General features: G+C 71.7%; 20 protein-coding genes and 1 pseudogene. 11 read left to right on the forward strand and 10 right to left on the reverse strand.

What is annotated here, in order from left to right; translation table 11 throughout:
- Window positions 1-38: 38 nt before the first annotated feature.
- From ACWDLG_RS26035 to ACWDLG_RS26045, 3 genes are all read right to left on the reverse strand, one after another.
- Window positions 39-2,537, reverse strand: a complete 2,499-nt coding sequence (locus tag ACWDLG_RS26035; RefSeq protein ID WP_449924405.1) for a polynucleotide kinase-phosphatase — start codon at window positions 2,535-2,537, stop codon at window positions 39-41.
- Window positions 2,527-3,930: a 3' terminal RNA ribose 2'-O-methyltransferase Hen1 gene (locus ACWDLG_RS26040; RefSeq protein ID WP_449924408.1), complete on the reverse strand. Its 1,404-nt coding sequence runs from the start codon at window positions 3,928-3,930 to the stop codon at window positions 2,527-2,529. The genes ACWDLG_RS26035 and ACWDLG_RS26040 overlap by 11 nt, the downstream gene beginning before the upstream one ends.
- Before the next feature lie 85 nt (window positions 3,931-4,015).
- Entirely contained in the window at window positions 4,016-4,921 is a 906-nt protein-coding gene (locus tag ACWDLG_RS26045) for an LLM class F420-dependent oxidoreductase (protein ID WP_449924411.1), read from the reverse strand.
- 78 nt (window positions 4,922-4,999) lie between these two features.
- On the opposite strand from ACWDLG_RS26045, the gene ACWDLG_RS26050 reads away from it, so the two are divergent.
- On the forward strand, window positions 5,000-6,016 hold the full coding sequence (locus tag ACWDLG_RS26050; RefSeq protein WP_449924414.1) for a hypothetical protein: 1,017 nt from the start codon (window positions 5,000-5,002) through the stop codon (window positions 6,014-6,016).
- 133 nt (window positions 6,017-6,149) lie between these two features.
- Window positions 6,150-8,213 (forward strand): phosphocholine-specific phospholipase C, encoded by a 2,064-nt coding sequence (locus tag ACWDLG_RS26055; protein ID WP_449924417.1) that lies wholly within the window; start codon window positions 6,150-6,152, stop codon window positions 8,211-8,213.
- A gap of 71 nt (window positions 8,214-8,284) precedes the next feature.
- Here the strand turns inward: ACWDLG_RS26055 and ACWDLG_RS26060 are convergent, their stop codons facing one another.
- Together ACWDLG_RS26060 and ACWDLG_RS26065 are read right to left on the reverse strand one after the other, a co-directional pair.
- Window positions 8,285-8,584, reverse strand: coding sequence for a hypothetical protein (locus ACWDLG_RS26060; RefSeq protein WP_449924419.1), 300 nt, complete (start codon window positions 8,582-8,584; stop codon window positions 8,285-8,287).
- A 299-nt stretch (window positions 8,585-8,883) separates the two neighbouring features.
- Window positions 8,884-10,236 (reverse strand): helix-turn-helix domain-containing protein, encoded by a 1,353-nt coding sequence (locus ACWDLG_RS26065; protein ID WP_449924422.1) that lies wholly within the window; start codon window positions 10,234-10,236, stop codon window positions 8,884-8,886.
- A 347-nt stretch (window positions 10,237-10,583) separates the two neighbouring features.
- Between ACWDLG_RS26065 and ACWDLG_RS26070 the strand changes: the two genes are divergently transcribed.
- The 5 genes from ACWDLG_RS26070 (at window position 10,584) to ACWDLG_RS26090 (ending at window position 14,383) form a co-directional block, all read left to right on the forward strand.
- On the forward strand, window positions 10,584-10,703 hold the full coding sequence (locus ACWDLG_RS26070; RefSeq protein ID WP_449924424.1) for a lasso RiPP family leader peptide-containing protein: 120 nt from the start codon (window positions 10,584-10,586) through the stop codon (window positions 10,701-10,703).
- A gap of 74 nt (window positions 10,704-10,777) precedes the next feature.
- Window positions 10,778-12,577 (forward strand): albusnodin/ikarugamycin family macrolactam cyclase, encoded by a 1,800-nt coding sequence (locus ACWDLG_RS26075; protein WP_449924426.1) that lies wholly within the window; start codon window positions 10,778-10,780, stop codon window positions 12,575-12,577.
- Window positions 12,574-12,870 (forward strand): PqqD family peptide modification chaperone, encoded by a 297-nt coding sequence (locus ACWDLG_RS26080; RefSeq protein WP_449924429.1) that lies wholly within the window; start codon window positions 12,574-12,576, stop codon window positions 12,868-12,870. Before ACWDLG_RS26075 ends, ACWDLG_RS26080 begins: the two co-directional genes overlap by 4 nt.
- Complete coding sequence (locus ACWDLG_RS26085; protein ID WP_449924431.1) at window positions 12,861-13,340, forward strand: lasso peptide biosynthesis B2 protein; 480 nt, start codon at window positions 12,861-12,863, stop codon at window positions 13,338-13,340. Before ACWDLG_RS26080 ends, ACWDLG_RS26085 begins: the two co-directional genes overlap by 10 nt.
- Window positions 13,337-14,383, forward strand: a complete 1,047-nt coding sequence (locus tag ACWDLG_RS26090; RefSeq protein ID WP_449924434.1) for a protein-L-isoaspartate O-methyltransferase family protein — start codon at window positions 13,337-13,339, stop codon at window positions 14,381-14,383. Before ACWDLG_RS26085 ends, ACWDLG_RS26090 begins: the two co-directional genes overlap by 4 nt.
- A 148-nt stretch (window positions 14,384-14,531) precedes the next feature.
- Here ACWDLG_RS26090 and ACWDLG_RS26095 read toward each other — a convergent pair whose 3' ends face one another.
- Window positions 14,532-15,077: a hypothetical protein gene (locus ACWDLG_RS26095; RefSeq protein WP_449924934.1), complete on the reverse strand. Its 546-nt coding sequence runs from the start codon at window positions 15,075-15,077 to the stop codon at window positions 14,532-14,534.
- A 305-nt stretch (window positions 15,078-15,382) separates the two neighbouring features.
- Between ACWDLG_RS26095 and ACWDLG_RS26100 the strand changes: the two genes are divergently transcribed.
- Together ACWDLG_RS26100 and ACWDLG_RS26105 are read left to right on the forward strand one after the other, a co-directional pair.
- Entirely contained in the window at window positions 15,383-15,862 is a 480-nt protein-coding gene (locus ACWDLG_RS26100; RefSeq protein ID WP_449924437.1) for a hypothetical protein, read from the forward strand.
- Window positions 15,863-16,137: 275 nt separating this feature from the next.
- On the forward strand, window positions 16,138-16,842 hold the full coding sequence (locus ACWDLG_RS26105) for an endonuclease domain-containing protein (RefSeq protein WP_449924440.1): 705 nt from the start codon (window positions 16,138-16,140) through the stop codon (window positions 16,840-16,842).
- Window positions 16,843-16,881: 39 nt separating this feature from the next.
- On the opposite strand, the pseudogene ACWDLG_RS26110 reads toward ACWDLG_RS26105, so the two are convergent.
- The 3 genes and pseudogenes from ACWDLG_RS26110 to ACWDLG_RS26120 form a co-directional block, all read right to left on the reverse strand.
- A pseudogene (locus tag ACWDLG_RS26110) lies at window positions 16,882-17,055 on the reverse strand (WhiB family transcriptional regulator); the annotation flags it as partial.
- Between the two features lie 243 nt (window positions 17,056-17,298).
- Window positions 17,299-18,537, reverse strand: coding sequence for a class I SAM-dependent RNA methyltransferase (locus ACWDLG_RS26115; protein ID WP_449924443.1), 1,239 nt, complete (start codon window positions 18,535-18,537; stop codon window positions 17,299-17,301).
- A 7-nt stretch (window positions 18,538-18,544) separates the two neighbouring features.
- Window positions 18,545-20,587, reverse strand: coding sequence for an APC family permease (locus tag ACWDLG_RS26120; protein WP_449924446.1), 2,043 nt, complete (start codon window positions 20,585-20,587; stop codon window positions 18,545-18,547).
- 89 nt (window positions 20,588-20,676) lie between these two features.
- On the opposite strand from ACWDLG_RS26120, the gene ACWDLG_RS26125 reads away from it, so the two are divergent.
- Both ACWDLG_RS26125 and ACWDLG_RS26130 read left to right on the forward strand, forming a co-directional pair.
- Entirely contained in the window at window positions 20,677-21,342 is a 666-nt protein-coding gene (locus ACWDLG_RS26125) for a potassium channel family protein (protein ID WP_354904477.1), read from the forward strand.
- A complete protein-coding gene (locus ACWDLG_RS26130) occupies window positions 21,342-22,001 on the forward strand; it encodes a potassium channel family protein (protein WP_354904480.1) in 660 nt (219 codons plus the stop codon). Before ACWDLG_RS26125 ends, ACWDLG_RS26130 begins: the two co-directional genes overlap by 1 nt.
- Here the strand turns inward: ACWDLG_RS26130 and ACWDLG_RS26135 are convergent, their stop codons facing one another.
- Window positions 22,002-22,679, reverse strand: coding sequence for a hypothetical protein (locus ACWDLG_RS26135; RefSeq protein WP_449924452.1), 678 nt, complete (start codon window positions 22,677-22,679; stop codon window positions 22,002-22,004). It lies immediately after the preceding gene.
- Window positions 22,680-23,758 lie beyond the last annotated feature (1,079 nt).

Genomic DNA, 23,758 nt, shown 5'->3' on the forward strand with positions numbered 1-23,758 from the left:
GCCTGGCTACGGCTCCGCCCTGGGTCGAGATCCGGCGATCACAACCGTGGGTCGACCGGCTCCGACTCCATCGCCAGCACGGCGAAGACAGGCTCGTGCACCCGCCACAGTGAGTCGCCGTCGGCCAGCCGGGCCAGCGCCTCCAATCCGAGGGCGTGCTCGCGCAGCGCCATGGAGCGCTTCTTGCCGAGGAAGCGGCGGCGCAGCGTGTCGAGCGACTCGGTGTAGTCGGGCCCGTAGATGATCCGCAGGTACTCGCGCCCGCGCACCTTCACACCCGGCTGGACGCGGCCCTCGGGGTGGACGGCGGGCTTGACGACCATGCCCTCGCCGCCCTCGGCCGTCAGCGCCTGCCACCACTCCACCGCCCGCTCCCGCGACTCGGCGGAGGTCAGGTCGACGAACAGGTGCCGGGTGGGCGTGATGATCGGGTCGTCGAGGAGGGCGAGCCGCTCCAGGTGCCAGGCGTGCGGCTCGAGCGCGGTGTTGCGCCCCTCGGCCGCCAGGATCTGGAACGGCGCCAGCCGTATCCCCGCGAGTCCGTCGACCGGCCAGCAGTAGCGCGCATAGGCGTCGCGAAAACGGGCAGCGTTGTCCTCGCGACGCCGGGTGCGGGCCAACAACTCGCCCACATCCAGCCCGCGCTCGGCCGCCGCGTTCAGGGCGCCGACCGCTGCCGGCAGCGCGGCCCGCGCGGCCGCGCCCACGGAGGCGTACTGCGTGCGGATCAGCTCCCCGGCCTTGGCCGACCACGGCAGCAGCTCGCAGTCGAGCACCACCCAGTCGGAGCCGAGCGCGCTCCACAGCGGCTCGCACGCCCGACGCAGCCTGTCGACCAGCGGCGCCAGGTCGTCGAAGAACGGCCGGCCGGTGCGGGTGTAGACCACGCCGGTGGTGCCGTCGCTCACGCCGAACCGCTCGGCCGCGACCTCGGCGGTCCTGGCCAGGACCACCACGGCCCGCGAGCCCATGTGCTTCTCCTCGCACACCACCTCGCGCACCCCGTGGGCGGCGAACTCCTCGAACGCCTCGTGCGGGTGCTCCAGGTAGCCGTCCAGGCGGGAGGTCTCCGGCGGGGCCATCGTCGGCGGCAGGTAGACCAGCCAGCGCGGGTCGACGGCGAAGCGGCTCATCACCTCCAGGGCGGCCGCCGCGTTCTCCTCCATGATCTTGACCTTGGCGCCGAAGCGCGTCTCGACGTACCGGGTGCCCCGCACGTCGTCGATGTCGAGGGTGACGGCGTCGCGGTGGCCGGGGGCGCCGAGCGGCTTGACCGGCTCGTACCAGACGGTCTCCGCCGGCACCGAGACGATCTCGCGCGAGGGGTAGCGCAGCGCGGTCAGCCGGCCGCCGAACACGCAGCCGGTGTCGAGGCAGATCGTGTTGTTGATCCACTCGGGCCTGGTCGTGGGGGTGTGGCCGTAGACGACCATGGCGCGGCCCCGGTACTGCTGCGCCCACGGGTAGCGCACGGGCAGGCCGTACTCGTCGGTCTCGCCGGTGGTCTCGCCGTACAGCGCGAAGGAGCGGACCCTGCCGGAGGCGCGGCCGTGGTAGGCCTCCTTCAACCCGGCGTGCGCGACCACCAGGCGGCCCTCGTCGAGCTGGTAGTGGCTGATGAGCCCGTCGAGGAACGCGCTCGCCTCGCGGGTGAACTCCTCGCTCTCGGCGGCGAACTGCTCGAGCGAGCGCTCCAGGCCGTGGGCCACCCGCACCTTGCGGCCCTTGAGCGCCTTGACCAGCTTGTCCTCGTGGTTGCCCCGCACGCAGAGGGCGGTGCCGGCCGCGACCATGCCCATGACCAGGCGGACCACGCCGGGCGAGTCGGGGCCGCGGTCGACGAGGTCGCCGACGAACACCGCGGTGCGACCCTCAGGATGCGTGGCGCCCACCGCCTTGCCGTCGACGCGGGTCAGCTCCCAGCCCAGCTCGGTGAGCAGCGACTCCAGCTCGGCCCGGCAGCCGTGGACGTCGCCGATGAGGTCGAAGGGCCCCGTGAGGTCCTTCCTGTCGCTCCAGGCCCTGTCGTAGGCGATCGTGGCGTTGTCGATCTCGTCCACGCCGCGCAGCACGTGGACCTTGCGGAAGCCGTCCCGGTGGATCGCGCCGAGCGAGCGGCGCAGGTCCTTGCGCTGCCTCAGCACCACACCGGCGCCGAAGTCGCGGTCGGGACGGGACGCGTTGCGCTCGATCGCCACCTCCTCCGGCACGTCGAGCACGATCGCGTCGCACAGCACGTCGTGCTTCCTGGCCAGCGCGATGAGGTTCTGGCGGGCGCCGTACTGCACGCTGGTGGCGTCGACCACGGTCAGCAGGCCGCGCGAGAGCCGGGTCGCGACGATGTGGTCGAGCAGCTCGAAGGCGGCGTGGGTGGCGCTCTGGTCGTTCTCGTCGTCGGAGACCAGGCCGCGGCAGAAGTCGGAGGAGATGACCTGGGTGGGCTTGAAGTGGCGGGCGGCGAACGTCGACTTCCCGCTGCCCGAGACGCCGACGAGCACCACGAGGGACAGCTCGGGGATGCGGATCTCAGTGCTCACGGGTGAAGACTCCCATCTGGGTCGGCGCGCCCCTGACGGGGTCCTCGTCGCCGACGGGCTTGAAGCCGACGGTGTAGCGGTGTTCCCTTGCCACACGGGTGGCCCAGTCCTGGAACTCGGCGCGGGTCCACTCGAAGCGGTGGTCGGGGTGGCGCATCCCGGTCAGGAACTCGTAGTTGACGTTGTACTCGGAATTGGGCGTGGTGACGATCACGTGCCGGGGCGCGGCCTGGCCGAACACCACCCGCTCCAGCGCCGCCAGCCGGGGCGGGTCGACGTGCTCGATCACCTCCATGAGCACGGCGGCGTCGTATCCGGCGAAGCGCGGGTCGGTGTAGGTGAGCGCGCCCTGGAACAGGGTGAGCCTGGCCCGCTTGGCGTCGGGCATCCGGTCGAGCTTGAGCTTGCGCGCGGCGATGGCCAGCGCGAGCGTCGAGACGTCCACGCCGGTGACCCTGGCGAACCTCGGCAGCGCCAGCAGCGCGCCGACCAGCTGGCCGGAGCCGCAGCCCAGATCGATGACGGAGGCGGCGCCCAGTTCCTCCAGTGTCCTGACGACCTCCTCGCGCCGCCGCGTGTTCAGCGGGACGGCCTTGTCCTCCAGCGGTCCGCCCTTGTCCTCCTCGATGCGCGGCTCGAGCGCCTCCTCGGTCTCGTCGCCCAGCTCGGCGAGCCTGGCGAAGGCCGTACGCTCCAGGGCTCTGCGCCGTCCGAGGTAGCGGCGGGTGATCAGGGTCCGCTCGGGATGCGGCGCCAGCCAGCCCTCGCCCGCGCGGATCAGCTTGTCGACCTCGTCGGGCGCGATCCAGTAGTGCTTGCCGTCGTCGAGCACCGGCAGCAGCACGTACAGGTGGTTGAGCGCGTCGGCCAGCCGTAGCCGCCCGCGCAGCCGCAGCCGCACGTACCGGGACTCGCCCCACGCGGGAAAGGCCTCGTCCAGCGGGACGGCCTGCGCCTCGGTCACCCAGCCGAGCGGCTCGAACAGCCTGCGCGCCAGGTCGGGGCCGCCCCTGCAGGGCAGCGCCGGCAGTGTGATCTCCAGCGGCAGCGGCGCCGCCGCCAGCTCGGGCCTGGCGTTGCAGCGCCCGCTCCGCGCGGTGCGGAAGACGTCGCCGATCGCCACCGCCATGAGGGAGGAGGCCGCGTACGGCCGGTCGTTGACGTACTGCGACAGGCTGAAGTCGGGCGAGGTGCGGCCCTTGGAGCGGACCAGCGCGACGGGGTCGACGTCGAGCAGCAGCGCCGCGGTGCACCGCTCCTCGCCCGCCTCCGGGTAGAACACCGTGGCCGTCCCGAAGGACTGGGCGAACTCCTGCACCCTGTCGGGATGCTTGTGCAGGAGAAAGCCCAGGTCGGTGGCCGGTGCGGCGGTGGTCGAGATCGTCAGCAGCACGGCTCAAGTGTGCCGTAGCCCGGTTTGTCATGCCATCGCATATCCCGGTGGGACCCGTCCCGGGATGTCGCCGGGACGGGCCGCGTCACACGTGGGGCAGTACCTCAGCCGCGATCAGCTCCAGGTGCTCCAGGTCGGACAGGTCCAGGACCTGCAGGTAGATCCGCTCGGCGCCGGCCTCGGCGAAACGGCCGATCTTGTCGAGCACCTCGGCGGGAGTGCCCGCCAGGCCCTCCTGGCGCAGCCGGGCCGGAGTGTTGCCGATGGCCGCCGCCCGCCGCTCCACCTCGGCCTCGTCGGCGCCGACGCAGACGGTCTGCGCGGCCGAGTAGGTCATCGGACGTTCGGCCAGCAGCCGGACCCGCTCGAAGGCCGCCCTCGTCTCCTCCACGGAGTGGAAGGGCACGTTGTACTCGTCGGCGAACCTGGCCGCCATGCGCGGGGTCCGCTTGGCCCCGATCCCGCCGATGATGATCGGCGGGCCGGGACGCTGGGCGGGCTTGGGCAGCGCGGGCGAGTCGGCCACGCGGTAGTAGGCGCCCTCGAAGGAGTAGCCCTCCTCGGCCGTCCACAGCCCCGTGATGATCTCCAACTGCTCCTCCCACCTGGCGAACCGCTCGCCGAGCGGCGGGAAGGGGATGCCGTAGGCGGTGTGCTCGCCGTCGAACCAGCCGGTGCCGAAGCCCAGTTCCACCCTGCCGCCGCTCATCTGGTCGACCTGGGCGACGCTGATGGCCAGCGGGCCCGGCAGGCGGAAGGTCGCGGGCGTCACCAGCGTGCCCAGCCTGATCGCCGAAGTCTCCCTCGCCAGCCCCGCCAGGGTGATCCACGCGTCGGTCGAGCCGGGGCCGGGGTCGCCGGGCCCGATGCGCTGGTAGTGGTCGGAGCGGAAGAACGCGTCGAACCCGAGCCGCTCGGTGGCCTTCGCCACGGCCAGCAGATCGTCATAGGTGGCACCCTGCTGGGGTTCGGTGAAGATCCTTAGCTTCATGCGGCCATTATCAGGTCACCCCGGCGCCGCCCCTGCTAGCGTTCACCATCGGTCATCGGCATGACACGGTAGGTGAGCATGGCGCGTCACAGAGAGCCGGGCACCCCGCCGCGCGCCCTCGTGGTGCTGGCCGGGCTCGTCCTGGTGGGGGTGACCGGCGTGGCGGTCTGGTTCCTGCCCGCCCAGGCCACGCCCGAGTGGCCCTCACCCCTCACCGCCGCGGGCCCGCCGGCCGCGGCCTTCCCCTCGACCACGGCCACGCCCTCGGCGAGCGCCGCCGCGAGTCCTTCCGGCTATGTCGCCTTCGTCGACACCGCCGAGAACCCGCGCTTCGACCCGGCCGAGGCCGCCCGCCGTACCGGGGTGCGGTGGTTCCTGCTGGGCCGGGTGACGGCGGGACCGAGCGGCTGCGCGCCCCGGTGGGGCGGCACGCTCGAGCCCGGCCTCGATCTCGTCGCCAACCGGATCCCGTCGCTGCGCGCGGCCGGCGGCCAGGCCGGTCTCGCCTTCGGCGGGCCCGCGGGCACGGAGCTGGCCGGCGCCTGCGTCGCCCAGGACGCGCTCACCTCCGCCTACCGCAGGATGATCGGCGCCTTCGGCGCCTCGTTCGTGGAGTTCGACGTCCGCGACGGCGGCGACCTGCCGGCCGTACGGCGCAGGGCCCGCGCGCTGGCCGACCTGCAACGCGACCAGGACCTCGCGGTCATCTACAGCCTGCCGCTGGGCCCGGCCGGCCTCGCGCCGTCCGACGTGGAGATGCTCCGCCAGACCAGGGCCGCGGGGGCGGAGCTGGGCACGGTCAACCTGCTGGCCCCGATCGAGCCGCTCACCGCTCCGGAGGGCCGCATGCGGCGCCTGGCCGCCGCCGTGCGGGCCGCGCACGGCCAGGTGCGCGAGGCGCTCAGGATCGACGAGGCGACGGCGTGGGGGCGGATCGCGCTCACCGCCGTGCTGGCCGGCTCCGGCGACCTCGGTCTGCTCGACGCCCGCAAGCTGTCGTTGTACGCCGCCCGCCACCACCTGGCTTGGCTGTCGGCCCGTGGCGCCCCGCCGTCCGCGACCGTCGTCAGGGCGCTGCGCGGCCCGCGCGGCTGAGCCAGGCGGACATCCGTCGATGGAGCCCATGGCAAATACCCCCGACGCCGTCATCTGTTCGACACCCGGCGGTAAAGGTATGGTTCCCATCCATTGATTTCCTTCCTCCGTTCCCCCTTGGAAGGAAAGATCCATGTCCCACGGCCACTCTCGCCGCCGGTTCCTCACGGTCGGCGCCGGCGTCCTGGCGAGCTCGCTGCTGCCGCCTTCGGTACACCGCGCGATGGCGATGCCGGTGCCGGCAGGCGGCCTGTCCGCCATCAAGCACGTCGTGTTCCTGATGCAGGAGAACCGCTCGTTCGACCACTATTTCGGGACGCTGCGCGGGGTGCGCGGATACGGCGACCGCAACGCCGTCAGGCTGCCGGACGGCAAGCCGGTCTTCGAGCAGCCCTCGGCGTCCGGCCGGGTGCTTCCCTTCTCGGTACGCGAGGCGGCCGGCCTGGTCGGCAAGGACCTGCAGTGGATCTCGGATCTGGCCCACGGCTGGAACGACGGCCAGGCCGCGGCGGCCAAGGGCTGGCACAACGGCTGGATCCCGGCCAAGTCGCCGGCCACGATGGCCTACTACGAGCGGCAGGACATCCCGCTCCAGTACGAGCTGGCCGACACCTTCACCCTCTGCGACCACTACTTCTGCTCGGTGCTCTCCTCCACCAGCCCGAACCGCAACTACCACGTCAGCGGGCACACCGGCTTCGAGCCGGGCACGAGCAAGCGGGCCATCGACAACTCCGCCTACAGCGAGAACACCCACGCCGGCTACACCTGGTCCAACGCCGGGGAGATCCTGGAGGCCGCCGGCCGGTCCTGGCAGGTCTACCACGAGTGGGACAACTACCAGGACAACAACCTGGAGTTCTTCGCCCGCTTCCGGCAGATCGCCCGCAAGGCGCTGCTCGGCGACTACAAGAGCATGGACTCCTTCTACGACGCGGTCCAGTCGGCGGCCCCGGCCAAGCGGGAGCAGCTGCTGGCCCGCCTGGAGGAGGGAGTGGCGCAGCTGACGCCGCAGGAGCGCTCGCTGTTCGACCGCGCGCTGCGCCGCGCGCCGTCCAAGACGCTGGCCCAGACCTTCCGCGCCGACGTCGAGGCGGGCAGGCTGCCCGAGGTGAGCTACATCGTGCCGTCGGCGGCCGACTCCGAGCACCCCTCGGCCTCGTCCCCCGCCCAGAGCGCGCGGATCACCTACGACATCCTCGACGCGATCGCCTCCACCCCCGAGGTGTGGCAGTCGACCGCGCTGTTCATCACCTACGACGAGAACGACGGCTTCTTCGACCACATGCCGCCGCCGCTGCCGCCCGCCGAGCTGACCGACGAGTTCTACAACGGCAACCCGATCGGGCTGGGCATCCGGGTCCCCATGACGGTCGTCTCGCCGTGGACCGTCGGCGGCTACACCTGCTCGCAGATCTTCGACCACTCCTCGACCGTGCGGTTCCTGGAGACGTGGCTGGGCGTGCGCTTCCCCGACGTCTCCCCCTGGCGGCGCACCGTCTCCGGCGACCTGACCTCGGCCTTCGACTTCGCCTCCGCCGGTCCCCGGCCGACCCCGACCGCGCCCGCCCAGGTCCCGGCCTTCACCGGCCGCTGGCGCCCGGCTCCCCCGGCCGAGCAGCGCATGCCGGTGCAGGAGCCCGGGGTCCGTCCCGCGCGGCCGCTGCCGTACCAGATCAACGCCTGGGCCCGCCTGCTGGGCGGCGACCTGGAGCTGACCCTGGCCAACGCCGGCAGCGACAGCGCGCACCTGACGCTCTACCCCTACGCCGGCGAGTTCGAGCGCCCGCTCCACCTCGACGTGCTCGGCGTCGCCACCCGGACCGTCGCGGTCAAGGACCGCTACGACCTGGTCCTGACCGGGCCGAACGGCTTCCGCCGGGAGTTCGCCGGCGAGCTCGGCGGCCGGGCCGCGCGCGTGCAGGTGCAGCAGGTGATCGATGTCGATCCGCGCAAGGTCCGCATCGAGATCACCAACCTCGGCGACCACCGCGTGACCCTCACGGTGCGGGCCAACGCCTACGGCACCAAGGAGCAGGCGGTGCCGTTGCGACCGGGTCAGTACCGCCAGGTCGTCTGGCCCGTCGAGGAGTCCCACGGCTGGTACGACGTGCAGATCAGCTGCGCGGAGGACCCCTCCTACGCTCGCCGCCTGATGGGCCACGTCGAGAACGGCCGCGCCAGCGTCACCGGCTGACGCCCTGAACGCGGGCGGACGCCCGGCCGGGGTATCCCGGCCGGGCGTCCGCTGCCGTGCCGCCGGTCAGGTCAGCACAGGTTCGCGCCGTCGAACGAGCGGACGCCGCGGGGCACCTGCGTGCTGATGGTCTGCCCCGGGCGCACGCTGCGGCACGGGCCGTCCGTGCCCCGAGCCCAGACGATCTTCAGGTTCAGCGTGGAGCGGCAGTCGTTGCGCGCGTAGCCGGTCTTGGTGATGCGCCCGACGTGCTCCCAGACGGTGACGCAGGACGGCGCGTTGCCGGACGGGACGGCCGCGGCCGCCGGACCGGGAAGGCACAGCAGGCCGGCGGTGAGCAGGGTGGACGCGGCGAGGGCGATGAGGCGCATGGTCGCGGATCCTTTCGTGGAGAACCTGACCATCCGTTATTACACGACCACCCTCCGTCAGGTCAGCCTCTTTACCGAGGGAACGCGCGCCTCGCGTGCCACCCGTACCACGGGGGAGCCACCTTCCACGTTTCCCGCCCGACCAGCGCCTCATGGAAGGTGGCAGCCTGCGCTGAGAGGCGGCGGGCATGCCTGGAGCGCTGAGATACGAATGCCTTGCCCTGACCGGTGGGGCGTTCGTCGCCTTCAGGGCTTCCCTGCTGAAGGGAACGCCCGCCCTGATCGGCGGGGCGCAGGTGTTAGGCGCTGACGAGCGCCTCATGGAAGGTGGCAGCCTGGCTATCGTTCGGCCACCGCTCCAGCAGTTCGGCGTCCAGGGTGCGCAGCTCCCGCTGGATGCGCGCCGATCCGGTCTGGCGGGCGACGCCGAGCGCCTCGTGCCCGAGGTGCGCGGCCCGGCCCGGATCCTGCTCCGACTGGGCGACCGCGACGGCCAGCTTCGCAGTCAGGTGACCGCGGTCGCGGGCGAGGGTCGCGGGCAGCCTGCCGATCTGGTCTTCGAGGATGGTGACGGCGGTGTCGGCGCGGCCGGCGGCCCGGTAGCAGACCGCGGACTGCTCCTGCAGCGTGTCCCAGTCGTAGTGGTGCAGGTAGACGGGCACGTGCGGGTGGGTGACCTGTGGATGGTCGCGCAGAGTCTCGCCGGCCTCGTCCAGCAGGGCGAAGCAGTCGTCGTGCTCGCCGAGCATCACCAGGCCGCGGGCCTGCTGCTGGGCGGCCAGTGCGTTCAACTTGGGTTCCAGTTCAGCCGGGCGGCGGCGGGCGGCAGCCGCCAGGTGGACGACGGCGGCGTAGTCGTCGGTCAGGACGGAGATGTTGGACTGGCGGACCAGCATGTAGGCGCTCATCTGGGTGTCGCCAGCGCACTGCGCCCACTCGGCCGCCCGCCGGGTCCAGTCCATGGCGGTGTTGAGCTCTCCGAGATCCTGGTGCAGCCAGCCGGCCATCTCGGCGTACTGGGCCAGGACCTGCAGCAGCGGTTCGGCGTGCCGGGCGCCGGCACCGCGGCGCAGCTCGTCGAGCACGTCGATCTGGGCCAGCACGGGCCGAAGAAGTGAGCGGGGGCCGAGTATCTTGTCGGCGGTGTAGTGCTCGGCGAGGACGCGGCGGAAGTAGTCGATGACCTCGCCGTCGACGCGGGCGGGCTGCTCGATCGCGCGGGCGATGCGCTGGGTCTGGTCAGGGTCGCCGAGGCCTGGCACAACGGAGGCGAGCGCTCCGCTGGCGAGCAGTTGGGTGAACTGGCGTCGCGAGAGGGTCACCCGCACGCTCCTTCCGTCCGGTGTCTGCATGTCCAGCATGACCGGTTCGCCGTCGTGTATGCCAGCGGCGCTCGCGGCGAATGGGAGGCACTGCCATCCCCGGGCGGCGTCACTGAGGGCCAATAGCATCCCTCCCGCTTCCAGCGCGGCATCGAGGGCGCGCACCTGGTCAGCCGGCGGGAGGATCTCGCCCTTCTCCGCCCGGGAGATGCGCGTGTGGTCGTAGAGCGCCAGCTTGCCCAGCTCCCGCTGTGACAGGCCGGCTTGGTTGCGCAGGTGCCGCAACGCCGTACCCCACATGTGTGCCGTCATGCTGTGGTGCTCGTCCATCTGACCAGCTCCTCGCCGTGTTGCTGCGGTGTTGCGGCAACACCAGACCTCTGGGCGGCCCGGCTCCCGCCAGGTGACGATCCGTACGGGCGGATAGCCGGAGCGTAAACCGGCCGGTCAGTGATCGCACCCGGATCACGTCGACATCACCGTTCCGCCATGTCCCGACAGAAGTGGAGATCGTCATGTCTTCATGCAGGACCTGCGACGGTTCGGGGTTCATCACCACGACCGACGAGAACGGCAAGCCGATCAAGGTCCCGTGCCCCAACCACACCGGAAAGTGACCGGCTGAGCCTCGCCCGGCCCCGCCACACCGGAAGATCCACACCGAAGGGAGAACCAGAATGCAGACCACCGACCAGGCCTACCAGCCGCCCGCCGTCGTCGAGCTCGGTGACGTGCAGGCCGTCACGCTCGGCCAGTACGCCGAGGACAGCCAGGACAACAACCGCTACTTCTCCTAGGTAGCGAGCCCAAGGGGGCGGGCTGTCGTTGGGCAGCTCGCCCCCGCCCTTATCTGAGGGACGTAGGAGGAGACATGGGGCTGGCCGGGACGAGCGGCAGCCAGGACAAGCCCGGGTCGGGACGATCGCTGTGGGAGGCGCCTCACCCGGTATGGGTCGATGGGCCCGGCACGTGCCGTACGGCGCAGGCGGGCCGTACGTGGCTGGCGGTGGCGGGCGACTGCTACGCCAGCCAACGCCAGCTGGACGCCGCGCTCGTGGCGGTACGGGCGGGCCGGTGGCGTGAGCTGACCGGCTGGCCCGGCTCCTACTGGGTGGCCGCGACCGACGGGGTCAAGACGGTCGTCATCGGCGATGTGGCGGGCGTCCGGCCCGTCTACTACGCGCGGCGCGGCGACGATATCGTGTGGGCCGCCGAGGCGGGCCTGCTCGCCGCCCACACCGGCGCCGACATCGACCTCACCAGCGTGATCGCGTGGATGGCCGCGCCGACCGTGCCGGAACTGGCCGGCCACACCACCGTGTACCGAGGCGTGGCGCGGGTGCCGGCCGGCCGGCTGCTTGAACTTCCCACCGGGGCGGTCGTCGACTACGAGCCGGCCACTTGCGCCAGCCACGACCCCGCCGACGCCCGGTATGAGCTGCGGCACGCCTTGACCAGCAGCGTCGAAGCCCGTGCGGCCGCACATCCGCGGCTGTCCGCCGACCTGTCCGGGGGCGTCGACTCGACCTGCGTGGCGGCGGCTGCCGCGCACGCCAGCCCGCGCCGCCTGCCCGCGTTCACCCATCACCCGTACCTGGCCGACAACGACGACCTGATGTACGCACAGCGCGCCGTCGACGCGCTGCCCGGCGTCCTCCACCGGGTCGTGCCCGGCAGCGCACGCTGGTTCGACCACCTGGACCGGGTGCCGGCCACCGACCTGCCGTACGCGGACGCGGCCCGCTGGGCGGTGCACGCCGAATACCTACAGGTGATCGCCGCCGACGGCTCCGACGCGCATCTGACGGGCGGCGGCGGCGACACTCTGTTCGCCCCGCCGGCCTACGCGCTGGCCGACCTCGCCCGAGCCGGGCAGTGGCGGTGGTGGCTGGCCGAGACCACTGCCCGCGCCCGCCTCCGCCACCGGCCCGTCGCCGCTGCCGTGCGGGCGGGTCTGGCCGACGCGTCCTGCGGCTACCCGGGCGCGCTGCGCCGTCTCAGCCACTCGATCGTCTCCGCGGCTCAATGCTCCTACGCGATGTCCGGCCGTCGGGGCCACCATTCGGGCTGGCTGCTGTCACCTGGCATCGCTGCCTGGTTCACCCGTGATGCCGCCCTCGACGTCGGCCAGGCGCTGATGCAGGCCGCCGACGCCGCGCCGCGCCTGTCCGGCGCCGCGCAGGCCGCCTACCGGCTGCGCTGCGACGTCGTCGAATACGGCGGCTACCACGCCCAGTACGCTCAAGCGGTACGGCAGGCGGGCGTCCACCTGCACGCGCCCATGCTGGACAACCAGGTCGTGCGCGCCGCGCTGGCACGGCCCGCCTGGGAGCGGCTATCGCGCACCAGCCCGAAGCCGCTGCTGGCCGCCGCCCTCACCGGCATGGTGCCGGCCGAGATCCTCAGCCGGGCCACGAAAGGCAGCCTCGCCCAGAACGCCTACGCGGGGGTGGCCACCAACCACGACAACATCCGCGACGTGCTCGCCTCCTCCCGGCTCGTCGACGCCGGCCTGATCGACCACCGGCGAGCCGCCGCCGACGTGGCGCTGCTGGCCGCCGGCGTGCCCGGCCGGATGGCGGCGCTCGAACTGCTCCTGTCGGCAGAGCTGTGGCTCGCCCGCCACCAGCTGCAGCCGCCCGGCAGCGCCGTACTCCAGGGGGCCCGATGACACGCCTCCTCCACGTTTCCAGCCACGTTCACGCCACCATCACCGAGGAGGGCGGCATGCTGCTCGACGTGCGCCGTCGAGGTCGCTGGCACGTGCTCACCCCGGCCGCCGTGGCCTGCTGGCCCCACCTGGCCCGCGGCGACATCGACGCAGCAACCCAGGAGCTGATGCACCGCTGGGGCATCCCGGCCAAGCAGGCTTACGCCGACGTAGGCGGCCTCGTCCGCCAGCTGGACGCGGCCCGGCTCCTGGTCCGGCCTCGCCGCCACGGGTGGAGGTGGTGGTGGCGGTGACGACCGTCCGCATGATCCAGCCGGTCGGCGACCGGCAGACCGCCCGCACCTTCCGCGCAGCGGCCCATCTCGCGCTGGCGGCCGCCTGCCTGGTCGCTGCCGTCATGCTGCTACGCCTTCTGCCGCTGCGCGCCGTGCTGGCCTGCGCCCGCGCGGCGGCCAGGCTGATGCGCCGCCACCCGGCCGCCGGAGCGGCCGCCCAGCTGGCCGCCGGCCGTGACTGGGCCACGGCCCGGTGGCCGGGGCGTGCCGCCTGCCTGGAAAACAGCCTCGCCAGCTACCTGGCCGCCGCTGTGCTCGGCTACCACGCCAGCTGGCGGATCGGCTGCCGGTTCGCGCCGGCCGCCTGCCACGCATGGACCCAGACCTGCTTGGGTCTGCTTGGCGAACCCATCCAGCCTGACAGGCCACTGCACACTACCGTGGCCGTCGGACACCTGTTGAACTGCGAAAACCTGGGAGACCGATGAACGCTGACGTTCTATCCGCCGCCGTCGCCACGGTTCCGCGCGACTTCTACACCGACCACCCCGTGCACGGCCGGCCGCCGCAGACCACCGCACAGGCCGCGATCGAGCGTGACATCCTCCGCATCGGCACCGACCTCGCAGGCAAACGGATCCTCGAGGTGGGCACCGGCACCGGCTACACCGGCGCGCTGCTGGCCGCCCTCGTCGGCCCGGCCGGGCATGTCGTGTCGATCGACATCGACTCGGCCCTCGTCGAACGCGCCCGCCTCCTGCACGCCGAGCGCGGCTGCCCCGTTCAGGTGCTGTGCGGCGACGGACACGCGGCAGCGCCCGACCTGGCGCCCTTCGACGTGATCATCGGCTGGTGCACGCCGACGCACCTTCCCGGCGCGTGGCTCAAGCAGGTACGCCCAGGCGGGATCATCTCAACCCCGATCTACATCGCGCCGGTCGCCCGCGTGGTCGGGCACCTGCGCGCCACCGTCGACGACCGCCACCAGGTGACCGATGCGGCGCTCAGCAGCGCCGTGTATGTCGACATGGGCAGCGAGGTGAACACCACCCTCGGCACGCCCTTGTTCTACGTGGACGCCACCGACGGCGCCTCCTATGTGTCGGTCGCCTGGCGCGGCAGCGATGACCCCGCAGCCGCGCTCGCCCTGCTCAACAGCCCCGCCCACGTCGAGGCGTTCGACGTGGGCCTGGACGGGGCGGAAGCTGCCAAGGCGTGGGTCGACGCCCGCGCGTACTGCGCGGCCCGTGACCACGGGGCTGGCGCCTCCAACCTCACCACCTGGGGCACGGGCGCGCCGGACTGGATGAGCGGTTTCGGGTTCAGCAGCGGCCGTAACGCCGCAGTCCTGACCGACTCCTGGCAGATGCGCGCCAACGGGCCCGACTCGCCTGCGCTGGCGAAACTTCGGGACTACCTGGCAGTCTGGCAGGAAGTTGGCCGGCCCGGGGTGGACCGCCTCGATGTGACGCTCGTGCCCGGCGACCACGGCTGGGAGGCACGCGCGGCGCTTCCCACTACGGATGCATAGAGGACGTCTGCTGCAGGAGAAGGGGGCTGCCTATGGGCGGCCTCCTTCTTCGTCATCGGATTGACTCACCGAGGGCTTGGACAGCGGTCATGGCTCGGTGCGGCGCTCGCTGTTCGAGGTCTGGCGGCCGAACAGACGGCGTAGGCGTTCAGCTGAGCGCCAGGCCGAGCTCGGCGAGCTGCAGTTGCGGTTTGGCGCGCCGCTGGAGGGCGTAGGCGGTCACGCCCTGGTGCTCGACGGTGCGGACGACGGTCCAGCCCTGCACGTCGCGGTAGTAGGCCACAAGGCCGGGGTATGGGCCGGTGCCGCGTCTCACCCACGTGCGGCCCTGGGCGGCGGCCCGGTGCAGCGCCCACCACGCGATCAGGCTGCCGGGCCGCCGACCGTTCAGGCTCGGGTCGGTGATCGTGGTGGCCAGGAACAGCGACGGCTCTGACCGCTCGGACGGGTCTGGCCACAGCAGTGGCGAACTCTCCTCGTAGAGGCTGGTCACCCCGACTACCTGGCCGTCGTCGCCGGTCATGGCCCACACCGGAAACGCGGGGTCGCCAGCCTGGGCCGCGAGCTCGGCCGCCTTCGCGTGCCAGCCCTCCCAGCCGGGCAGATCCCGCTCGCGCATCCATGCGGCGCGGGCCCGGATCAGCGTCTCGATCTCGGGCTGGTCCCCGACACGTGCCGGCCGCATCTGGAACATGGTCGTCACCGTAGCGCTTCCTCCTCCACAGGGCGGGCGAACCCCGTTACTCCGTAGCGGGTTGGCCATCCATTCGCTGTATGGCTGCATGACCCTTGTGGTCGCCTCGGCCCGTTCCCCGGGTGTCTGCTCACGATCGGCGCCGAGGAGGATCAGCAGCCGGTCCTCCGGCTGGAGGGCGGGCCATGGCTGGAGAGATGCCGCTTGTCGCCACGAGGTCCGCGGTGGGCGAGAGCCGAGCGGCAGGTGTCACGAAAGCCGCCATCAAGTCACGTTTTCCCTGATGAAAGGGGGTGTCCGTATACATGAGACGCACAAGCGAACCTCGCCTGAAAGGAACCTCATGGCCCGCCGGCTGCCCCTCCGAGAACGAACACCCGAACGGGTCCGGAGCACTACAGCAGTTCGCGCGGGGCGCGATCGCCTGGTCGCCGGCAGTTGGGCCCGCAGCCACGCTGGCCGTGATCGACAACGGCCGCAACACTCGCGGCCAAAATGTCACGCTCAAGTGGGACCACATGGGCACACACTGGGACTTCTACATCGTCAGGGTCGTGGTCACCTCGCGAGATGGCAACAAGATCCGCCAGCGCGACGTCGCTCGGACAACCCCATGGAGCGGCCAGTTCACCGTCAACACGCGGGATGTCATGGACATCGGCTTCACCTCCAGCCACTCCAGGCGGCGAAGCGAGATGACTTTCTGGCTCAAAGGCTGCGACAATGGCACCTTCGGCTCGGATTGCGGCCCGTGGAGCGACGCCGTCACCTACACATGGAGGTAGCCAGCACGGCGAACCGCTCCTTTAACGCTCGCAGCGGTCAGTGACGCGTCGACCCGCCCCCGGAAGACGATGAGCGCTCTCACCCCACGGAGTGAGGGCGCTCAGTCAGGCCGGGCCCGGCGTCGCCATTCGTCGAACACTGCCAGCGCTCGCTCGTGGCTCACCTCCACTACGCCCATCCACGGTTTGCCCGACTCGTATGCCACCGTGGAGGAATGCAGGACCCTGTACCTGAGGTTCGCATCGTTGACGGGTGTGTGGTCACTGCGCCCGGGGTGGGCCCGATTGCGCAGGTATGGCTTCCGCGCGACGGGCAGGTGATCGCGAAGATCCCGGCGAGGAAGGGGAACTGGCGGTGGCTACGCCAGGCCGTCCGTATCCGTTCCCCCCGCCTCGACGGCGACCGGTGGCACCTGCCGCGGAACTGCCTGGTCAAGCTGGTGACGGCAGCGGTCGACAGGTACGGCTACATCGCGGTGTGGCGGGACATGTCGAGGTTGTCGCGATGCACGACGGCATGCCTTGAGGCGACCGGGGTGGAATGCGACTGCTCGTGCCTTGGGGCTTACCACGGGGAGAACTCCGGCGGCTGGTTCGAGCGCGTCAGAGACGCGGTGGTGGCCGACCTCGGCGAGATCACCCGCAGCGTCGTCATCTACGGACCTAAACAAGATGACGCGGACGCCACGGTCTACGGCGGCGAGCTGGCGGGTCGCCGCTACCGCGCGGACCGCGCCGGCCGCCATGGCTGGCCGAGAGCGTCACGGTTCATGTGCACGGGCTGCATGAGTGCGCGGGCGCGCGTGTGGGACCACTGCCACACCCACGGATTCGTCCGCGCGCCGCTGTGCAACACCTGCAACACCCGCCACTGGGCTGGGTGGCAGCCTCAGCACGGCAGAGCCGCACCGAGCCGCAACCTCGACACCAGCTACTACCGCTGGTGCCCTCACTACGGAGAGGAGCAGTGCAGTGCATAGTCGAGTTACGCGGCCACCTTCCGCATGATGTATCTGCGCTCTCTCGGACAGCCCGCCCCAGACGCCGGACAGTTCGTCGCACTCGAGCGCATAGTTGAGGCACTCGGCGCGCACCGGGCAGCCGCGGCACACCCGCTTACCTGTTCGCGATGAGCCGCCCTTCCCGGGGAAGAACGTCTCCGGGTCGGTCTCCGCGCACAGGGCCCAGGACATCCAGTCGAGCCGCGGTCAGCTTCCTGATGACGACGGCGAGACGCAGTGACAGGGCGTCGAGGACTTCCAGCGCGGTGTGTGGAGTGAGGGCGAGAGGAAGTTACGCCCCGCGACCGTTGGCGGGTCGCGGGGCGTTCAAGATCGTGCGCATCTCATGCGCGAAAGTTTGGTAGCAACAGAGGTTGCCCCTGATCATAGCTACACATCATCTGTTGCATTTCCGCTAGTCAGCGTGACACGCGATCAGCTGACCAGCAGCGCGACGCACTCCACGTGATGTGTCATCGGGAAGGCGTCGAACGCGCGCAGGTCCGCGAGGCTGTAGCCCAGCTCCGCGAACCACGCCAGGTCGCGCGCCAGCGTCGCCGGATCGCACGACACGTACACCACCCGCGTCGCCTCCAGCGCCGCGATGCGGTCGACCACCTGGCGGCCGAGCCCTGACCGTGGCGGGTCGACGACGACCAGGTCGGCGCGCTCGATCTCGTAGCGGTCCAGCGCGTCCTCCACCCGGCCGCGCTCCACCCGCGCCCACGGCAGGTCGCGCAGGTTGAGCCGGGCGTCGCGGACGGCGGCCGCCTCGCTCTCCACCCCGAACACCGCCCCGGACGGCCCGACGGCCTCGGCCAGCCCCGCCGCGAACAGGCCCACGCCGCAGTAGAGGTCGAGGGCCCACTCGCCGGGCTCGGGGGCGGCGTAGCTGAGCACGGCGTCGAGCAGGGTCTCGGCGGCGCCGGGGTGGACCTGCCAGAAGCCGCTGCCCGTCACCTGGAACTCGCGGTCGCCGACCCGCTCGTGCAGCATGCCGGAGCCGTGCCGCGGCTCGGTACGGCCCTTGCCCTGGTTGACCAGGATGGAGGCGGGTGCCTCGAGCACGGGCACGGCGACGGAGCGGCGCGGTTTGGGGGCGATGACGACGGCGTGGTCGCCGCTCGAGGAGGCGATGACCTCGACCGCCGACGCCCCCTCCCAGGTGCGGGACTCGACGCCGACGGCCTCGACCTCGGGATGGGCGATGAGGCAGGCGGCGACGGGCTCGATGTCGTGGGAGCGGTGCCTGCGGAAGCCGACCGTCCCGTCACGGGTGACGGCGAACTGGACACGGGTGCGCCAGCCGAGGCCGTCCTTGGCGCCCGGCACCTCCTCGACCACCACCTCGCGGGTGATGCCTGCGAGCCTGCGCAGTTGCTCGGCCACGACGTCGGCCTTGAGCGCGCGCTGCGCCTCCATGCTGGCGTGCTGCCAGTCGCAGCCGCCGCACCTGCCGGGCCCCGCGTAGGGGCAGGGCGGCGTCACGCGGTCGGGCGAGGGCTCCAGGATCTGGACGGCGTCGGCGCGCAGGAAGCGCGTGGTCTCCTCGGTCACCTCCGCGATGACGCGCTCGCCTGGCAGCGCGTGCCGTACGAAGACGACGCGCCCCTCGTGTCGCGCCACACACCAACCACCATGGGCCACCGGCCCTACTTCGAGTTCCACCTGCACAGGTTACTCAGGCCTTGGCCTTCTCGTCGTCGCCCTCGATCTCGTGCCACGGGCGGCGCACCGCGCCCGGCGCGTACGGCTCGCGGCGGGCCCGCAGCCGGTCGGAGGAGTGGAGCTGCCACGGCACGCTGGTCACCATCACCCCGGGCTTGAACAGCAGCCGCGCCTTGAGCCGCAGCGCGCTCTGGTTGTGCAGCAGGTGCTCCCACCAGCGGCCCACAACGTACTCGGGGATGAAGACGGTCACGACGTCGCGCGGCGACCGGCGGCGCAGCGTCTTGACGTAGTCGAGGATGGGCTGGGTGATCTCCCTGTACGGCGAGTCGAGCATCTTGAGCGGCACCGGGATGCCCCTGCGCTCCCACTCCTCCTGCAGGTTGGCGGCCTCTTCGCCCTCGACGCCCACGGTGACTGCCTCGATGGTGGAGGGCCTGGTGGCGCGGGCGTAGGCGAGCGCCCGCAGCGTGGGCTTGTGGAGCTTGGAGACGAGCACGATCGCGTGGTTGCGCGCGGGCAGTATGGTCTCGTCGAGGTCCTCGGTGACGGCCAGCTCGGCGGCGACCTTGTCGTAGTGGTGGCGGATGCCCTTCATCATCAGGAACAGCACCGGCATCGCGATGCAGACGATCCAGGCGCCCACCAGGAACTTGGTCAGCAGCACGACGACCAGCACCAGCGCGGTCATGACGCCGCCGAAGAAGTTGATGACCCTGGAGCGCTGCATCTGGAAGCGGACGCGCGGGTCGGTCTCGGTCTTCAGGTGGCGGGTCCAGTGGAGGACCATGCCGGTCTGGCTGAGGGTGAAGGAGACGAAGACGCCGACGATGTAGAGGTTCAGCAGGCGGCTGACGTCCGCCTGGAACCCCCACAGCAGCAGGCAGGCCCCCAGCGCCAGGATGACGATGCCGTTGGAGAAGGCCAGCCGGTCGCCGCGGGTGTGCAGCTGGCGGGGCAGGTAGCGGTCCTGGGCGAGGATCGAGCCGAGCACGGGGAAGCCGTTGAAGGCGGTGTTGGCGGCCAGGAACAGGATGAGCGCGGTGACGGCGGAGATGACGACGAACATCAGCGAGCCGCTGCCGAAGACCGCGTCGGCCACCTGGGAGATGATCGGCTGCTGGTAGTAGTCGGGCCCGACCGGGGTGCCGTCGGGACGTAGCAGGTCCTGCGCGACGTGCTGCGGCTCGGCCACGGTGACGCCCGAGACCAGCCCCAGGGCGATGATGCCGGAGAACATGGTGACGGCGATCAGGCCCATCATGAGCAGCGTGGTCGCCGCGTTCTTGCTCTTGGGTTTGCGGAAGGCCGGCACGCCGTTGCTGATGGCCTCGACACCGGTCAGCGCCGCGCAGCCGGAGGAGAAGGCGCGCAGGACGAGGAAGGCGGCGGCGAAGGAGGTCAGGTCCGTCATCTCGGGCACGACCTTGAAGCCCGCGGTGGGCGCCTGCAGGTCCTCGCCCAGGACCAGCAGCCGGAAGCCGCCCCATGTGACCATGCCGAGCACCGCGATCATGAAGGCGTAGGTGGGGACGGCGAAGGCGACGCCCGACTCGCGGATGCCGCGCAGGTTCACGATCGTGAGGAGGATGACGATGACGATGGCGACGGTCGGCTTGTGCTCGGCGACGAAGGGGACCGTGGCGCCCACGTAGTCGACGCCGTTGGCCACCGACACCGCCACCGTGAGCACGTAGTCCACGAGGAGGGCGCTGGCGACGGTGAGCCCCGCGTTCTTGCCGAGGTTGACGGTGGCGACCTCGTAGTCGCCGCCGCCGCTGGGGTAGGCGTGGACGTTCTGCCGGTAGGAGGCGACCACGGTGAGCATGACGATGACGACCGCGGCGGCGACCCACGGGCTGTAGCGGTAGAACGAGACGCCGGCAAGGGAGAGGATGACGAGGATCTCCTGCGGCGCATATGCCACGGAGGAGAGCGCGTCGCTCGCGAAAACGGGCAACGCAACCCGTTTGGGCAGCAGCTGTTCATGAAGCTGCCCGCTACGGAGCGCGCGTCCTACCAGGAGACGCTTGACAAGATCTGTCACCTTCGCCACGTGAAGATGCTAGTCGCCCTTCCCCTCCCCACCGACATGGCGCTCCCCCCGCGCGCCATACTGAGGAGAAGGCAACCCGTGGGGAGCACATGCATATCGTGATCATGGGATGCGGGCGGGTCGGGTCGACCATCGCCCACATCCTGGAGGACAACGGCCATTCGGTCGCGATCATTGATCGTGACCCGCAGGCGTTCAGGCGACTGAGGGCCGGGTTCAGGGGCCGCCGGGTCACCGGCATCGGATTCGACCGCGACGTGCTTCAGGAGGCGGGCATCGAGTCGGCGGCCGCCTACGTGGCCGTCAGCAGCGGCGACAACTCCAACATCATCTCCGCCCGGGTGGCGCGGGAGACGTTCGGCGTCGACAACGTCGTGGCGCGCATCTACGACTCCCGGCGAGCCGAGGTCTACCAGCGGCTCGGCATCCCCACGGTGGCCACCGTCCGGTGGACCGCCGACCAGATCCTGCGGCGCATCCTTCCCGAGGGCGCCGAGCCGCTGTGGCGCGACCCCACGGGCACGGTCGTGCTGGCCGAGGTCGCCACCAACCCCGCGTGGATCGGCACCAAGGTCACCACGCTGGAGGACGTCGCCGGCATCAGGGTCGCCTTCGTCAACCGGATGGGCGAGGCGCTGGTCACCCGGCACGACACGGTGGTGCAGGAAGGCGACGTCCTGCACGTGATCGCCGCCGAGAACGACATGGACCGGATCAACAAGGTGCTGGCCGCCGCACCGGAAGGGGAGCACTGATGCGCATCGCGATCGCCGGCGCCGGCGCGGTCGGCCGTTCCATCGCCGCCGAGCTCCTGGAGAACGGTCACGAGGTCCTGCTGATCGACAGCGACCCCAAGGCGATCAAGATCGACGCGGTGCCGCGCGCCGAATGGCTGCTCGCCGACGCCTGCGAGATCTCCTCCCTCGACGAGGCCGGGCTCAACAACTGCCATGTCGTGGTGGCCGCCAGCGGCGACGACAAGGTCAACCTGGTGGTCTCCCTGCTGGCCAAGACCGAGTACGGCGTGCCACGCGTGGTCGCCCGCATCAACCACCCCAACAACGAGTGGCTGTTCAACGAGTCGTGGGGCGTCGACGTCGCGGTCTCCACCCCGCGCCTGCTGTCGGCCCTGGTCGAGGAGGCGGTCAGCGTCGGCGACCTGGTCCGCCTGATGACCTTCCGCCAGGGGCAGGCCAACCTGGTCGAGCTGACCCTGCCCGAGGACGCGCCCGTCGTGGGCCAGCGCGCCGGCTCGGTGCCGTGGCCGGTCGACTCGGCGCTGGTGGCGATCCTGCGCGAGGGACGCGTGCTGGTGCCCTCCGCCGACGACCCACTGGAGGCCGGTGACGAGCTGATGTTCGTCGCCAGCCAGGAGGTCGAGGAGGAGCTGGCCCAGCTCCTGTCCCCCCACTAGCTAGCCGGTACGGCGGGCCGCCCACCACCCCCACAGGGTGGCCGCCAGCCAGGCGGCCGGCGTGACCTCGTCCGTCATCGCGTGGATCGGCGCCGCAGGACCGGCCGGCGACGCCAGGTCGGTCCAGAGCCGCGTCACCGCCAGGACCGCGAAGCAGACCACCGCGGCGGCCGCCACGACCGCCGCGGGTCTCGACCGCGGCCAGGTGCGGGCCGCCGTCACGGCCGTCCACGCGCACATCAGCGCGTAGACCATGGCCATGGTCACCGCCGATCCGCCGCCGCTCTGGTAGCCGCCCAGGTATCCGGCGAACGCGACGAACGGCAGCGCCCTGGTCACGGTCGCCGCCGTGGCGCCGCCGGGCAGCAGCGATCCGGGCAGCACGGCGGCCAGCAGCGCGAAGGCGGCGAACAGCACCAGCAGCGCGGTGGCCGGCCCCACGAAGGACATCGCCGTCCAGGGCGGCCCGGCGCCCGGCCCGGCGAAGGACGCGGCCGTCCAGGACAGCGCGTAGGCGGCCGTCCCGGCGGTGGCCGCGATCATCGCCACAACCCTGAGCCCCGCCGCCACCCGCCGTCCCACCCGCCAGCCCGCCTGCCGTCCCACCCGCCGGCCCGCCCGTACGGCGGCGCCGTCCCGCGGCGCGCCGCCCACGCCCTGGTCACGCTCCTGCGGCACCTCGGCCGAACCAGCGCTCGCCTCACGACCGGCCGCCCCCGCTCCTGACCCGGCGGAGCGATCCGACCCGGCGGAGCCACCGAGCCCCGCGGCGTGACCCGACCCTCCGGACCGATCCGGCCTGGCGGGGCGACCGGGCCCCGCGGGGCGATCCGGCCTGGCGGAGCGATCCGACCCGGCGGAGCGATCCGACCCGGCGGAGCGATCCGACCCGGCGGAGAGGTCGGACGCGGCAGAGCCACCGGGCCCCGCGACGTGATCCGACCCTCCGGGGCGACCCGACCCCGCGGAGCAACCCGACCCGGCAGAGCGACCCGACCCGGCGGCTTCACCGGACTCAACCGACCTGCCTCGACCTGCCACCCCGGCGGGACCACCGGTCGCTTCGTCCGGCGAGGCATCAGCCGCCCCCGCCCCGGCACCGGAAGACTGACCGCCATCGGCAACCCCACCAGGGCCGGCAGCCCCGGCAGCCTCGGAAGACCTGGCATCACCGGCGGACCCGAGAGACCCGTCAGACCCGGATCCGGCCGGGCCCGTAGACCCAACGAGACCGGCAGTCCCCGAAGACGTGCCGCCTTCGGCGGGTCCCGCAGAACCCGAAGGCCTCGCGGGTCCTGCAGGCCCAGAAGCATCGGCCGAGCCAGCGGGACCGGCAGGGTCCTCAGGACCAGAAGGACCAGCAGACCTGACCGGCCCGACGGGGTCGGCGGGAGCGGCCGGCGGGGCAGGACCCGAGGGCCTGCTCGGGCTGTCGTCATCCGCTGACCCCACGGGCCCGGCGGAGCCGCCGCCCCCCGCCGAGCCCGTGGACCCGGTCGGGGCGGCGGGACCCGACGCAGTGGAACCCGACGCGGTGGAACCCGACGCGGTGGGACCGGGGACGACCGTGCCCGAGCCGGTAGAGCTCGACGCGACGGAACCCGGAACGGGCGTACCCGAGGCAGCGGAGTCCGCGGCGGCAGAGTCGAGGCGTGGGGTGGCGGAACCCGGAACGGGCGTACCCGAGGCAGCGGAGTCCGCGGCGGCAGAGTCGAGGCGTGGGGTGGCGGAACCCGGAACGGGCGTACCCGAGGCAG

Source organism: Nonomuraea sp. NPDC003727, assembly GCF_053586935.1.

Bases quoted from the DNA above. Each gene is read 5' to 3' on its own strand.
- ACWDLG_RS26045 (WP_449924411.1), bottom strand. From the start codon at position 4,921: ATGAAGCTAAGGATCTTCACCGAACCCCAGCAGGGTGCCACCTATGAC.
- ACWDLG_RS26050 (WP_449924414.1), top strand. From the start codon at position 5,000: ATGGCGCGTCACAGAGAGCCGGGCACCCCGCCGCGCGCCCTCGTGGTG.
- ACWDLG_RS26055 (WP_449924417.1), top strand. From the start codon at position 6,150: ATGTCCCACGGCCACTCTCGCCGCCGGTTCCTCACGGTCGGCGCCGGC.
- ACWDLG_RS26060 (WP_449924419.1), bottom strand. From the start codon at position 8,584: ATGCGCCTCATCGCCCTCGCCGCGTCCACCCTGCTCACCGCCGGCCTG.
- ACWDLG_RS26065 (WP_449924422.1), bottom strand. From the start codon at position 10,236: ATGGACGAGCACCACAGCATGACGGCACACATGTGGGGTACGGCGTTG.
- ACWDLG_RS26070 (WP_449924424.1), top strand. From the start codon at position 10,584: ATGCAGACCACCGACCAGGCCTACCAGCCGCCCGCCGTCGTCGAGCTC.
- ACWDLG_RS26075 (WP_449924426.1), top strand. From the start codon at position 10,778: ATGGGGCTGGCCGGGACGAGCGGCAGCCAGGACAAGCCCGGGTCGGGA.
- ACWDLG_RS26080 (WP_449924429.1), top strand. From the start codon at position 12,574: ATGACACGCCTCCTCCACGTTTCCAGCCACGTTCACGCCACCATCACC.
- ACWDLG_RS26090 (WP_449924434.1), top strand. From the start codon at position 13,337: ATGAACGCTGACGTTCTATCCGCCGCCGTCGCCACGGTTCCGCGCGAC.
- ACWDLG_RS26095 (WP_449924934.1), bottom strand. From the start codon at position 15,077: ATGTTCCAGATGCGGCCGGCACGTGTCGGGGACCAGCCCGAGATCGAG.
- ACWDLG_RS26100 (WP_449924437.1), top strand. From the start codon at position 15,383: ATGAGACGCACAAGCGAACCTCGCCTGAAAGGAACCTCATGGCCCGCC.
- ACWDLG_RS26125 (WP_354904477.1), top strand. From the start codon at position 20,677: ATGCATATCGTGATCATGGGATGCGGGCGGGTCGGGTCGACCATCGCC.
- ACWDLG_RS26130 (WP_354904480.1), top strand. From the start codon at position 21,342: ATGCGCATCGCGATCGCCGGCGCCGGCGCGGTCGGCCGTTCCATCGCC.